Source organism: Salinibacterium sp. SWN248, assembly GCF_015864575.1.
Taxonomy (GTDB): Bacteria; Actinomycetota; Actinomycetes; order Actinomycetales; family Microbacteriaceae; genus Rhodoglobus.
In genome coordinates this window covers 406,342-421,547 of the sequence record NZ_JADYWW010000001.1, presented here as the reverse complement: position 1 = coordinate 421,547, position 15,206 = coordinate 406,342, and the positions used below count along the sequence as shown (strand labels likewise).

The following is a 15,206-nucleotide window of genomic DNA, read 5'->3' as shown; positions in this document are numbered from 1 at the left end:
TCGTGAAGCACGAACTTGAGTCGCGCTGTATCAAGTTTGCGCCTGCTCACGCCGAGAGTCAAGCCGCGTAGCTGAAAGTTGAGTGGGAGTGACTCAAGGTAACGTCGTTGGCTCAATCAATGACTGACGAGCCACGAGGGCACAAGCAAATGGCGCGGTGAGCATGCACAGGGCCCGACGCCCCACACGCTCACCGCGCCAACTCGCTGGTGCTGCTAGCTACTTGTTATCTGCTTCTGCTTTTCTCCGCCACGCACCCGACGTGCCGGCAAGAGAAGGAACAGTCCGCCGAGCAGGAGCAGCCCTGCGAGCGATCCTCCTAACGCGATGTTCGAACCCGTGAAGGCGAGCATCAACGTTGTGAGTCCCTGGATGACCGAGCGTGTGCCAAAGGCAGGCAGCTCGACCGTTGAAGTAGTTCCCGTCGACGGGCGGTACTCCGCGTCAACCGACGCGAGGTCGACCGTTGCCGTGTAGGTACCGGCAGGCAGGTTCGTGAGTTCCCACGCTCCATTCGCGTCGGTGGTGACGCGCACGGTTACCGGACCATTCGGGCCATCCCACACGACATCCAACTCCGCGTTCGGGATGCCCTTGTCGCCACTGTCGCGGACGCCATTGCCGTTCGGGTCATCGAACACAATGCCGTTGAGCGTTGCGCTACCGACCACGATGAAGTCAACGTCGAGGCGAGTCTCACCCGAGACGAGCGTTGCCGTGGTCTCGGAGAACACGTCGCCGTCGAGGTCCGAGCTCGGCACATAACCTTCGGTCAACGTCGTGGGGTCATAGGAGACCTTCACTTCGCCAGCCGGCAGTCCCTCAACGAGGTAGTTGCCGTTCTCATCCGTCGTGGTGGTGACGACGATGTCGTCTTCGTTGCCGAAGATTCCGTCGGAACCGGGGCTCGTCACCGTCATGACGATTCCGGAAAGTCCGGGCTCGTTGGTGTCTTGAACTCCGTCGTTGTCGACGTCGAGCCAGAGCAGGTCGCCGACTCCCGCGTCACCGCGGTAACCGAAGTCCTGATCGAGGTTCTCTTCGCCGCCACGGAGCGGAAGCTCAGAAGCGTCGTCTGCTCCACCATCGGGGTCAACCGTTGAGGTCAGCCCTGCAGTCAGGTTCGAGAGTTCGACGGTGAAGAGTCCCGAAGGAAGATCTTCGAAGAGGTAGTTGCCGCTGGCATCCGTCTTCGTCGTCGAGACCACATCGTCGGCATTGCCGAGTACGCCGTCGAGGCCAGCCCAAGTGAGCGTGACGACTACCTCGGCGATGCCGGGCTCAGTCGCGTCAACAATGCCGTCACCGTTCTGGTCAAGCCAGACAGTGTCGCCAATCTTGCCGGTGCCGACATAACCGAAGTCGATGTTGTCGAGATCGGTCGCTGCAGGCAGCGCAACGGCGGTCGTGGAGTTGGGGCCAACACCAGAAGCAACCGTGGCTGCCGTCGGTTGGTTGGGACCAGCATCCGCATCGAACGTCGGCGTCACGCCAGAAGGCAGCGTCGTCGTGTCAACCGTGGCGGTGTAGTTGCCCTCGGGCAGACCGTCGAAGAGGTACTTGCCGTTGGAGTCGGTGGTTTCGACGAACGTTACGTCATCGCCGCCACCCGCTACGCCATCCGGACCGAACCAGACGAGGGTGACCTCGGCGTCGGGCAAGCCGGGCTCGCCAGCATCCTTGACGCCATCCTTGTTGAGGTCGAGCCACACGGTGTCGGAGATGCTGGAGTTGCCGGCATAACCGAAGTCCTGCTTGAGATCAGAGCCGACGAGCGTTACAGCAGACTCTTCGTCAGGTGACGTCGTTCCGCTGTCGTTGTCGAAGGTGGGGCTGAAGCCAGCAGGCACGCCACTGACAACCTCGACGATGAAGTTACCGTCGGGGATCTCGGTGACAGTCCAGTCACCATTGCTGTCCGTCGTTGCCTCGAACTCGAGGTCACCAGCAGCGCCGGAGCCGCCAAGAACACCATCGGTACCGAGGTAGGTGACGAGAATCTTCACGCCAGCCAACCCAGGCTCGTTGCTGTCTTGAACGCCATCCTTGTTGCGGTCCCACCACACGCGGTCTCCGATAACGGAGGTCACGTCGTAGCCGAAGTCAACATTCGTGACAGCGTCGCCGTTCTCGAGCGTCACAGGCGCCTCGGAGTCGTTGTCGGCATCGAGGTCGAAGCTGTTCGTAGCACCAGCCGGCAGGCCACCCGTTACCGCTACCGAGAAGTTGCCCGGGAGCAGGTTCGGGAAGCTGTAGAGGCCGTCGCCGTCGGTTGTCGTAGTGAAGACTCCGTCGTCACCGCCGCCAAGAACACCGTCTTCGCCAAACCAGGTCAGTTCAACCTGAGCGCCAAAGATTCCGGGCTCGGTGTCATCGTGAACACCATCGCCGTTGCGGTCGATCCACACGAAGTCACCGATGGATGCCGTACCGGCGTAACCAAAGTCCTGGTCAACACGGTTCTGGCCGGCCGTCAATGCGATTGTCGAGCTCGTACCCGTTCCGCCATTGGGGTCGGAGACAACGGCGTAGCCTGCGGGCAGGTCGCTCACCGTGACGGTGTACGGGCCAGCAGGAAGCAGGCCGACCGTGTACTCGCCATCGGCATCCGTCGACGTTGTGTACGTGATGTTGTCGTCAGTCGTGGAGAGATCCCCGTCGAGGCCGCCGAAGACAACCGTGACGGTCGCGCCGGGCAGGCCGGGCTCGTTCGTGTCTTGAACGCCATCCTTGTCTTGGTCGAACCAGATGAAGTCACCGATCGAACCGGTTCCCGTGTAGCCGAAGTCGACGTCGCGCTTCTTGGCGTTCTCGGCGAGGGTGCCCTGCCACACGCCGTTGGGCGTTGCGGTGGTGCCGTCGAGGTCGAAGCTCGGAGTCATTCCGGCGGGAAGCGTTGAGGCATCCACTGTCACGCGGTAGAGACCACCGGGCAGCTGGTTGACGAGGTATTCGCCATCGCTGCCAGTCGTTCGAGTGAACGTCTCATCGTCGGCGTTGCCGAAGATTCCGTCAGCTCCTGCGTACACGACCGTGACGCCGACTCCCGCCAGGGCGGGATCCGTGGCATCCTGCACGCCGTCGTTGTTGACATCGAACCAGATGAAGTCACCGATGGAGGCGAGGTCGAGTTCGACGCTCACCACATCCGGGGTCACATTGTCGTAGTCCTTGTAGTCGATGTCATCGACCTGCGCGCTAGGAGCAACACCGAAGTAGTGCGGCACGTCAGCCGTGTTGATGACTTCCTGCGACGCAACGATTTCACTCGTTTCGTCGACGACAGGCATCGTGACCGTGTACTTGATCGTCACGGATGCGCCAGCCGCAATCGGACCAGCAATCGTCCAGCCGAGCGTTCCGTCTGACGGATCGATATCGGTCGGGGAAACTCCCACAACTCCCGCGGAGGTGAAGTCCGTGACGCGAACGTCAGGAGTGTCGGTGACTGTCACGTCATACGCAGGCGAGTTGCCCGCGTTGCGCACAACAATCGTGTACTCGAGCAGCTCACCGGGCTTGGCACGGCGAGTGTCGCTGTCGCCAACCTGGCCAGCAACATCCTTATCGATAGTCAGTCGCGGTTCGATAACCGAAACGTTGGCGGTCGACGGCGTACCCACCTTGTCGAAATCGCCGGGTGCCGGCACCGTTGTGGGGGTTCCCGTGATGGTGTTAACGCTGTTCCAGTACGGGCGAACCGTGTTGACGAGAGTGTTTCCGGATGCTGCAGCAGTCGTCACGATGCCGGTGTAGGTGATCGTGACGGTGCGAACTTCAGCCTCGGCGGGGTCGATATCGCCGATGAAGTAGCCAATGGTGCGGTCGGTCGCGGTCGGTGACCCGATCAGCGATGCCTCGGCACCACACGGGGTGCCATTCTGGTCACAGGTCGAGTCAAGGAACTGGCCGAAACGCACGTTGGTGGGCATCGTGTCGATGATTGTCGCGTCGTACGCAACGACGTTCTTCGGAATTGTTACGTCGATCGTGTACGTCACGACCTCACCAATGGTGCGGGTTCCGGGCGATGCTGACTTACTAACGCCCAAATCTGGCGCCCGCAGTGTCAGCACATCGTCGTCTTTGTACGCTGCAGAACCCGTCGTTGACGTTGAGGTTCGTTCGTTGGGATCGGTGCCCGCAAGTGATGTCGTGGTGACATCAACCGTGTTCACGATTTCAGTTCCACTCAACAGCGGGTCGATCACGCGGGCCTTGTACTTGAGGTTGGGGCCGGCACCGGGGTTGATGCTGGTGACCGTGAAAGTAATGGTGCGCGCTGTTTGGTCCCACGCGCCTCCACCGGGCAAAATCTGACTCGTAGTCACCGGGTTATTGCTCGCATCAACGGGCTGGATGGTGTCAGGGACGTGGTCCACAACGGTGGTGTCATGAGCAACTGAAGCGGTGGCTGTGCTGCTGTTGCGCACAGCAAGCGTGTATTCCACAACCTGGTCAGCAATGACGCGGCCAGCAACTGCGTCACTGGTCTTAGCGACTGAAATCACTGGCTCCACAATGCGGATAGCTGCAGAACTCGAGATCGTCTTCGCGTCGCCGTTGACCGGCTTCCACGTAAATCTGGCCGTGTTGTTGACGTTGTTGTTACGCACCGGCCCCGAAGCATCCAGCACGCGTACGGTGATTGTCAGAACTACCGCATCATCGCCACTATTCGGAAGGTTCTCGTAGGTTTCCCCCAAGGGCGCCTCAACCTTTTGCCCTGTGACGGTTGCATTCTGGCTGGCACCGCCCTCGACAGTGAAGGTAGGCGTACCGACGATCACAAACCGGCTGTCGATCGTGTCAGAGACCACAGGCTTCTGGTAGACCGACGAACCCTCGGGGATCGTCGTCGTGACCGTGTAGGTGATTTCCTCACCGATGGTCGCTTCACTCAGGGTGTTGTAGGTGGACTCAGTGATCGAGGTCGTCGCAGTCTTCAGGATCGTAGGCAGGCGCACGCTCGTGCTGGCGGTGTCCTTCGCCTCGACACTGTTCGCATCGTCCTCAAGCGTGGGGTCGATGTTGTTGACCGGAACGTAGACCTGCTGGTCACCCGTGTTTGTGACGCCTTCGTAGTTGCGAACACCGGCAGTGTTGAGGAAGGTGTCGCCGGCAGACGAATCTGCCGGAGTGATGACGTCGTAGGTGACCGTGTAGGAGTCGCCAGCATCCAGCGAAGGAATCGTCCACTCGATTGAGCGCGGGAGTAGCGGGTCACTGCCACAGACGCCCGCATCGCTGATGTTCTCGACATCCGAGCACTCCAAGAGGCCCGGGAGGTTGTCACGGATGGAGACGTTTTCGGAATCCTGGCCGCCACTGTTGGTCACGACAACCGCGTACGTGACGCGATCAGTCGCCTGCACCTTAAGCGTGTTGAGCGGGCCATTGGTAACAGCGTCAGTGTTGAGGTGAGTGATGCCCTTGCTGAGGGTCACGATCGGCTTCTCGACGAGCGTGTCTGCGCTGTCCCGCAGCTGATAGACATCGCCAGCTGTGTTCTGGTACGTCATCTTCATGAGGTTCGATGTGATGTCGCCATCTGTAATGGCCGCTGGATTGGTGATTTCGGCGGTGACGAGAACCTGGAACGTCGTTCCCTTGTCGACATTTCCGATATTCCACGTGAGCAGACGTGACGGGTCGGCGGGATCTTCTGGCACGAACGTCGAGGCAACGTTGTTGAGCGCGGTTTCGGCGTAGTCAACGAAAGTGAAGCCGGCCGGCAAGAAGTCATTCACGACATTGTCGAGCGTGTCGAGTTGGCTCGGGAACGTGACGGTCAGCTCGTAGCACACCCAATCGCCCGGGTGGAACGCACCCACGGCAAGCTCATCCTTGAAATCAAGACCGCTGATTGTGTCGCATGTGCCCGTCATGGCGGCTACTGGCTCAGCTACCTTTTTGGTGAGCGTGATGCCTTCGGCCTGCTGGCTGGCACTTGAGGTGTCAAGAATCTCGATTACTGACGTCGTGGCGTCGTTGTCGGTGATGATGGTGGTGGATGTCGCCAGGTCGACGGTGTTCGTCCACGAGTCATTCGAGCTGACGGGTCGTTCCACGTCACCAGAGCCTGTGACGCGGTACGAGGCGAGCGCGGTCGTGAAGACCTTGATTTCTCCGCTGTCGGACGCTTCGTCAAATGCTGCGGCATCCCACGACACGGTGATAGTTCCGTCGTCGTTGTAGGTGGGGCCAGAGGTCGGATCAGGAATGCTGCTTTCGAATTCGAGTCCGTCGGGAATCGTGTCGGTGATCACGATCGTTTCGGTGGAAAGCGCATATTCAGACGACTGGTAGTCGAGCGTCCAGACGCTGTCGGCACCCTGAGTAATTGCATCCACATCGACGGTCTTTTGAATGGCAACATCTTCGGCCGAGACAGTTGCTGTGGCGTCGTCGGTGTAGCTCTCGCCGTCGCCGGAATAGGTGCCGCTCGTTTCGGCGTAGTTCGTGAGCTGTTGCTCGTCGTAAGTGAGATCGCCCGTGTTGTTGTCGAGGTTTGCGGTGGCTTCACCGTCGAAGGCGACGTTCTCGCGCAGGGGAATACCGGCGGCGTATCTAATGGTGATGACGCCGTCTGCGACGAGCTCGCCACTGATGGTCCACACCACCTTCGTGTAAACAGCCTCATCTAGTGGGCCATCCCCATCGGGGTCAACAACTACGGTGCTCGTGGTCGGAACTAGGCCGTCACAGTCGACACCGCTGGGGAAGCTGGTGATGCGACCGGAGCCGACATACTCTTCGGTGCCGTCTGCACTATTATCTGCTGGCTCACATCCGAGGAATTCAAGGCCTGCCGGGAGGAAGTCGGTAACGGTGAAGTCAGAGCTTGAGTTGACGCCGTTGTTGGTAACGGTGAGTTCGTAGACCGTCTGGTGATCGTGCACACCGCGCAGCAGTTCAGATTCAGCGGTGTTCAGCTCGGCCTTATCGAGCACGAAGGGAACGAGGGTGGTGCTTGATTCTGCGGCTCCGCCTACGTCGCGGGAGTCTTCAATGACGTCACCGTTGCCCACGTTGAACTTCACCAGCGTGCGCTCGTTGGTGTTGGCCAGCGCTTCAGCGGCACCCGTGAATGTGTCGCCGACTTTGTAGGTGCCCGTCGTCGGGTAGGAGAACGAATAGGTCAATGAAACGACGGCGCCTGACGAGAGATCGGCAACGTTGTTCCAGATGAGCTTGGTGCTGCCATCGGCGAGCGGAATCCGCTGCGGTGCGCCGTAGTTGGAGTTCGTAACCAGCGTTGCTCCCGCGGGCAGGATGTCGGTGAACGTCAGGTTGTAGGCGTTAGTGCCCGAGGTTTGCTGTGCTGTGAGCGTCACGGAGACATCGTCGCCAAACAACGTCGACGCGCTCACCTGGCGCTGGAGGTCGACGGCGATAGTTGCCTCGGCGGCAGTTGCCACTGCGGCGGGCACGGTAATTCCGGCGGCTAGCAGGGCAGCAATGAGTAATGAGCGCAGCAGAAACTTCACGGGGTAAGACCTTCAGGATTGACCTAGGGCCTACCTAATATCGGGAGATAGGCCGCAGATAACTCGGGTGATGTCGGGTTGGTCGCCGTAAAACGAGCTCAGTGTCGGGTGCTCATCGCGCGGACCATATTCAACCGTAGGGGATGCTCAGTCCCCTCAATAGCCCACATAAAGGGGTACACAGACGCGTCTACGTCCCCCATCGCCCCGCTACAACGACAAACGCGGTGAGTGCGAACAGAACCAGCTGGCCCCGCGCACTCACCGCGCCTATCGTGCAATCGCTATTACTTGCCTGTCGTCAATGCCCGCGTCTCTCTGACGCCGGCACGAGTCCGCGCGGCCACGAGCAGGAGCCCGGCAAGCAACAGAAGCACCGCGAGCCCTCCACCCCAAGCGATATTGGTGCCGGTGAACGCGAGCAACATCGTCGTGAGCCCCTGAATGACGGAGCGCGAGCCAAAGGCTGGCAGCTCCACCGTCGACGACGTTCCGGTGGTCGGCCGGAAGTCAGGATCGACAGTGTCGAGATCGACCGTTGCCGTGTAGGTTCCCGCCGGCAGGTTCGTGAGGATCCACTCACCACTCGCGTCAGTGATCACCGTGATTGTGACGGGGCCGTTCGGCCCAGCCCACACGACATCAACCGTTGCATCCGGAATGCCTGCTTCTCCGCTGTCACGGATGCCATCCCCATCAGGGTCATCGAAGACAACACCGGTGAGAGTGGCACTTCCGATCACGACGAAGTCAACATCGTCGCGGGTTTCTCCCGCGGTGAGCGTGGCCGTCGTTTCGAACAAGTCGCCACCGTCGAGGTCCGCGCTGGGCACATAGCCCGCAGGCAGCGTCGTCGGATCATAGGAAACCTGCACCTCGCCGGCTGGTAGTCCCTCTTCGAGGTAGTTACCGTTCTCATCCGTCATGGTCGTGATGGTGATGTCGTCAGCGGTGCCAAACACGCCGTCGGCACCAGGGCTCGTGACGGTAATCACGATTCCTTCAAGACCAGGTTCATTCGTTCCCTGCACTCCATCGTTGTCCACATCGAGCCAGAGCAGGTCGCCAACGCCAGCATCACCGGCGTAGCCGAAGTTCTGGTCACGGTTCTCTTCACTAGCAGAGAGGATGAGCTGCGATGCGTCGTCAAACCCACCATCGGGATCAGCCGTCGCGACGATTCCCGCGGGAAGATTAGTCAGTTCCACGGTGAACAAACCCTCGGGGAGGTCCTCGAAAAGGTAGTTACCGCTGTCATCCGTCGTCGTGGTCGAGACCACATCGTCAGCGTTGCCGAGGATGCCATCAAGGCCAGCCCACGTGAGCGTGACGTCGACCTCGGGGATTCCCGCTTCGCCGTCATCGACAACACCATCGCCGTTTTGATCGAGCCACACGGTGTCGCCGATCAAACCGGTGGCGGCATAGCCGAAGTCGATGTTCTCGAGATCGGTTCCTGCCGGAAGCGCTACGGCCGTAGTGGAATCCGCGTCGACGCCAGAGGCTGGCGTGCCTGGCGTCGGTTGGTTCGTTCCAGCATCAGCGTCAAAGGTGGGCAGAAGACCAGCCGGCAGTGTCGCAGTGTCGACAGTCACCGAGTAGTTGCCCTCGGGCAGACCATCGAAGAGGTACTGACCGTTGTCATCTGTGGTTTCAACCGACGTGACATCATCACCGCCACCTACTGCGCCATCCGGTCCGAACCAGACCAGGGTCACGTCAACGTTGGGCAGACCGGGCTCTCCCGAATCCTCGACACCATCGTTATTCAGATCGAGCCAGACAGTGTCGGAGATACTGGAATCTCCCGTGTAACCGAAGTCCTGATTGAGATTAGAGCCCACTAGAGTGATCGCCGAGTTGTCGTCAAGACCAACAGTTCCGCTGTCATCGTCATAGGTTTGCTCGAACCCCGAAGGAATACCGCCAATAACTTCTACGAGGTACTCGCCGTCAGGAATGTTGATGACAATCCAGTCACCCTCAGCATCAGTCTGAGCGGTGTACACGAGGTCGCTGTCCGCACCGGTTCCGCCGGGAACGCCGTCAGAACCAAAATACGTGACTCGGATGTCGACGCCGCTGAGGCCAGGCTCGTCGGCATCCTGAACACCATCAGCGTTGCGGTCCCACCACACTCGGTCACCAATGACGGAATCCGCGAAGTAGCCGAAGTCGACGGCGTCGACTGCCTCACCGATGGCGAGGGATACCGGAGTTTGCGAATTGTTGTTTCCGTCGAGGTCGAAACTATTCACGACACCGTCGGGCAGGCCACCGAGGATCTGTACCGAGTATTCTCCCGGCAATAGATTGGGGAAAATGTAGGCGCCTGACGCGTCAGTCGTGGTGGTGAATACGCCATCATCGCCACCGCCAAGAACACCGTCTTCGCCAAACCAGGTGAGCTGAACCTGTGCACCAAAGATGCCGCGCTCAGTCAGGTCTTGAACGCCGTCGTTATTGCGATCAAGCCAGACGTAGTCACCGATGGATGCGGTGCCGTTGTACCCGAAGTCCTGATCGGTGCGGTTCTGGCCCGCCGTCAATGATGTCGTCGACGTCGAGCTCGTTCCGCCGCTCGGGTCGGAGACCACCGAGTATCCGGCAGGCAAATCACTCACGGTAACGGTGTATGGGCCCGCCGGCAGATTGCCTACGGTGTACTGTCCGTTGTCATCCGTGGAGGTTGTGAACGTGATGTTGTCTGCCGTGGTTGCGAGGTCACCATCGAGTCCTCCGGAGACAACCGTGACGCTCGCGCCGGGGAGTCCTGGCTCATTCGCATCCTGAACGCCATCCGTGTTCTGGTCGAACCAGATGTAGTTACCGATCGAACCGGTGCCGGTGTAACCGAAGTCCACGTCACGCTTGGCAGCATCCTCGGCGAGCGCGCCTTGCCACACACCGTTGGGCGTTGTAGCGCCACCATCGAGGTCGAAGCTCGGCGTCATGCCCGCAGGCAGCGTCGACGCATCTACAGTCACCCGGTAAGTTCCACCGGGAAGGTTTTCGACCACGTACTCACCGAGAGAGTCGGTTGCGGTGGTGAACGTCTCATCGTCGGCAGTACCGAAGATGCCGTCGGCGCCGAGGTACACGACGGTCACACCAACGCCTTCGAGGAGAGACTCGCCAGTATCCTGCACGCCGTCATTATTGACGTCGTACCAGATGTAATCACCGATCGAAGCGAGGTCGAGTTCGACGCTGACGACATCTTCAGTCACGTTGTCGTAATCGTTGTAGTCGATCAACAGATCGCGGTCAGCCGCAGGAACGCCAAAGTACTGCGAAACGTCTGCGGTGTTCACAACCTCGGCCGAATCCACGTTTTCGTCGGCCTCATCGAGAAGCGGCATCGTCACGGAATACGTGATGATGACGGAGTCGCCGATCGCGAGCGGACCAGCAATTGTCCAGCTCAAATTTCCGTCAGAGGGGTCGGAGTCATTGTTCGTGACACCGGCCGGGTCTGTACTAGTGAACGCGGTAACGCGGTCGTCAGGCGTATCCGTCACTGTGATGTCGTAGGCGGGCGAGGTGCCCGTGTTAGTCACGATGATCGTGTAGTCGAGAGGCTCACCAGGCTCGGCCCGTCGCGCGTCCGGCCCAGTAAGCGGACCGTTCACGTTCTTGTCAATCGTCAGGGTCGGCTCGACTACCGCGGTGTTCGCGGTCGAGGGCGTTCCAACAGCGTCGAAATCATCCGGATCAGGCACCGTTGTCGGGGTGCCCGCGATGAGGTTCGTGTCGTTCCAATAGGGCCGCACGGTATTAACGAGCGTGCTGCCGTCTGTAGCAGCCGTCGTCACGATACCCGTATAGCGGAACGTGATGACCCGGTCTTCAGCCACAGCAGGATCAAAGTCGCCGATGAAGAAACCGATGGTGCGGTCAGTCGCGCTTGGCGCACCGAGAACCTCGGTAGTTGCCGCACACGGGGTGCCTTCTTGGTCACATACAGAGTCGAGGAACTCACCAAAACGCACATTAGCCGGCATCGTGTCGATGATGGTGGTGTCGTCTGCAACAACGCTCTCGGGGATCGTCACCTCAACCGTGTAGGTGACAACCTCACCAATCGTGCGCGTTGCGGGGGTTGCAGTCTTGTTGACGCCAACCCCGGGTGTCTGCAGCGTCACACTGCTGGAGTCTTGGTAGCCACCAACCTCAGTGCCGAGCGCTGAATCAGAATTGCGTTCGTCAGGATCAGCGCCGGCGATCGACGTCGTCGTAGCATCCACCGTGTTCACGATGGTGGCGCCGCCGCGCAACGGGTCATCGACGATGACGGTATAGGTGAGGTCGGGGCCCGCGCCGGGAGCAATGCTCGCGACGGCGAAGGTGATGGTACGAGCGCTTTCGTTCCATTCGCCGCCGCCGGGGAGTGTTTGGTCGCCGCTGACGGGGTCACCGAAGGCATCAATGGGCTGGACCGTATCCGGGAGGGTGTCAACGACGAGAGTGTCGTGTGCGGTCGAGACGTCTGCAGCACCGCTGTTGCGCAATTCAAGCGTGTATTCGAGGAGTTGCCCAGCGGCGGCTTCGTTATCTACCGCGTTGCTGCTCTTCTGGAGATCGATATCAGGTTCGACGATGGTGGTCGTGACGCTGTCGCTCTCACCAGAATCGCTGGCGCCATCAATGTGGTCCCACGCGAAGGTCGCATTGTTGGAAACGGTTTCGCCGCGAACCGGACCGCTGGCATCACGAACGCGCACCACGATGGTGAGCACGACGAGGTCATCGCCGCTGTTCGCAACATTTTCGTACGTCGCACCTAGAGGCGCCGTCACCAACTGACCACTGACATCCGCGTCCTGCGGAGCGCCTCCGTCGACAGTAAACGTCGGAATTCCGACAATGGCGAGATCGTCGCTGATGACGTCGGTCACCGCTGGGTCGTTGAATGCGCTCGCTCCCTCAGAGATCGTGGTGGTCACGGTGTAGGTGATGAGTTCACCGATCGTGGCCTCAGTTCCGGCGTTATTTCCGGATTCACTGATCGAGGTTGTAGCCGTCTTCACTACGGTCGGGCTGTCGATATTCGCGGTCGCGGTGTCTTTCGCCTCAACACTGTTGGCGTCATCTTCCAGCGTGGGGTCGATGTTGTTCTCGGGAACGTACACCTGCGGATCGCCGCTGTTCGTGGCACCTTCGTAGTCGCGCACCCCTGCGGTGTTAAGGAACACATCTCCCAGCGACGAGTCAACGGGGGTTATGACGTCATAGGTCACCGTGTAGCTGTCGCCAGCAGCCACTGAGGCTGGGATCGTCCACTCGATGGAGCGCGCGGGTGCGGGTGCTCCACACACTCCCGCGTCGCTGATGTTCTCTATATCGGAGCATTCCAACAGGCTCGGCAGATTGTCACGGATCGAAATATTGTCTGCTGCTTGGCTTCCTGTATTAGTCACCACGATGGAGTAGGTCACACGATCGGTCGCCTGCACCGTGAGCGTGTCAACCGGTGCTCCGCCGATCGGGTTTGCGTTGAGCTCGGTAATTCCTTTAGCCAAACTTACGATCGGCTTCTCGACGAGAGTGTCCGCGCTATCGCGCAACTGGAATACATCACCAGCGCTGTTTTCGTAGGTCATCTTCATGATATTTGCCGTGATCGAGCCGTCGGTGATCGCAGCAGGATCAGTGATTCTGGCTGAGACGATCACCTGGAATTCAGCGGAGGCATCTACCTCGCCGACGTTCCAACTCAGCAGCGGTGAATCCGCTGTGTTGGAAAAGACAACTCCATCGGCCGCCGTCAGCGTGCTGGCCGGGGTGTATTCGAAGGATTCATAGGTGAAACCAGCAGGGAGGAAGTCGGCGACAGTAGTTTCGAGTGTGTCCAAGATTCCCGGGAAATCAACGGTCAGTTCGTAACAGACCAGATCGCCAGGGTGGAATGGACCGGTGACGGTTTCGCTGAACACTAAGCCAGTTTCGTCACCACAGGTTGTGGCGATAGCCGCTGGCTGCGCGACGCGCTTGTTGATGCTGATGCCCTGAGCTGTTTGGCCGGCACTCGATGCGTCAACCACGGGAAGCGCTGCCGTGCTTCCATCGCTAGCGGTAATAATTTCGGCAGTCGCGTCGAGGGTGACCGCGTTGGTCCACGAGTCATTCGAGCTCACTGGGCCGCCACCGTTGCGGTACTCGGTGCGCGTCGTCGTGGTCACGGTAATCGTTGCCGATGCGGATGCCGCCGCAAACGCTGCTGCGTTCCATGACACCGTGATCGTGCCGTCGGCGTTGGTTACGACAGATTCGGGCGTGAGCGAGCTTGTGACGTAGTCGAGCCCATCAGGGATGGTGTCGACGATGCTCAGAACGCTCGTCGACAGCGCATATTCTGAGGTCTGGAAGTCAAGCAACCAGATGCTCGTGTCACCTTGAGCAATTGACTCTTCGTCAACAGACTTGTGAATGGCCAAGTCTTCAGCGGTCACCGTAGCAGTGGCATCATCCGTGTAAACCGTTGCCCCGTAAGTTCCGGTAGCAACCGCGTAGTTGGTGAGTTCTTGCTCGTCTTCGGTCAGGGCTCCCGTGTTGTTGTCAAGATTTGCAGTCGCAATGCCCACGGCTGCAACGTTCTCCCGCAACGGGATCGCTGCGGCATAGTTGATGGTGAGCGTTGCTCCATCGGCGATCGTGCCGAGAGAGGTCCATTCCACCCTCGTGTAGACATCGCTGAGGAGCGGCCCGGCTCCATCGGGGTCGATAGTCACCGTGGATGTCGTGGGTACGAAGCCGTTGCAATTGACGTCCGCCGGGAAGAGCGTGTCGTCGATGCTTCCTGACCCGGGGTACTCCTCAGTGCTGGCGGCGCTGTTGTCTTGCGTTGTGCAGCCAAGGAATTCGAGCCCGGCAGGCAGGTAGTCAACGATTGAGAAGTTGGTGCTCTCATTAACGCTGTTGTTAGTAACTTTCAGCGTGTAAACGGTCTTGTTGTCATGAACACCGCGCTGCAGTTCACCCTCAGTGCTCGGCTCAGCCTTAGTGAGCTCAAAGGGAATTAGCGTTGTCGTTGATTCTGCTGTGTCCCACCCGGTGCGGGTGTCTTCGTCGACTTCGCCCGTCACGGGGTCGAACTCATCCACGATTCGAGGGTTGGAGTTGACGAACGCTTCCGCAGTGCTCGTGAACGAGTCATCCACGTCGTAGGTAGCGGTGTCGTAAGAGAACGAGTACGTCAGCGGCACGACGATACCCGCAGACAGGTCAGCCACATTGCTCCAAATGAGCTTCGTCGCTCCGCCGGGGAGGGCAATCTGCTGGCTAACGGGATAGCTCGAATCGGTGAGCGTCGCGCCGGGAGGCAATACGTCGGTGAACGTCAAGTTATAGGCGTTAATGGCGGGCACCGAAGATTGCTGCGCCGACAGCGTCACGGAAACGTCACTGCCGTAGAGCGTAGAAGCGGCGACCTCGCGATCAAGCTGCACGTCAGGGTTACCCGCCGCGGTGGCGATGGACGCAGGAACGGTGATGCTCGCCGCAATAAGAGCGGCGACGAGCAGCGGACGCAGGAGAAGCTTCACAGAATGGCCTTACAGGGCGGGTGCGTTGGTCAAGGAGGTTAAGCGGAGCCGCCGTCGTCACGTAGTTAAGGCGGACAAGCAGACATAGGGACGTTTCGTGGCACAACAACACATGCATCCGAAGCGACGAGACCATTCGCATTCCACTAACTGCGGGGTATACGAGAAGGTC

Annotated in this window: 2 protein-coding genes; both read right to left on the bottom strand. The window is 59.7% G+C overall.

Translation table 11 applies throughout. The annotated features are described in order from the left end of the window. Positions 1-215 precede the first annotated feature (215 nt). Positions 216-7,490, bottom strand: a complete 7,275-nt coding sequence (locus tag I6E73_RS01925) for an SdrD B-like domain-containing protein (RefSeq protein ID WP_197122679.1) — start codon at positions 7,488-7,490, stop codon at positions 216-218. Between the two features lie 287 nt (positions 7,491-7,777). Beyond that, positions 7,778-15,034 carry an SdrD B-like domain-containing protein gene (locus I6E73_RS01920; RefSeq protein WP_197122677.1) on the bottom strand — a complete coding sequence of 2,419 codons (7,257 nt, stop codon included), beginning with the start codon at positions 15,032-15,034 and terminating at the stop codon, positions 7,778-7,780. Between the last annotated feature and the right edge of the window lie 172 nt (positions 15,035-15,206).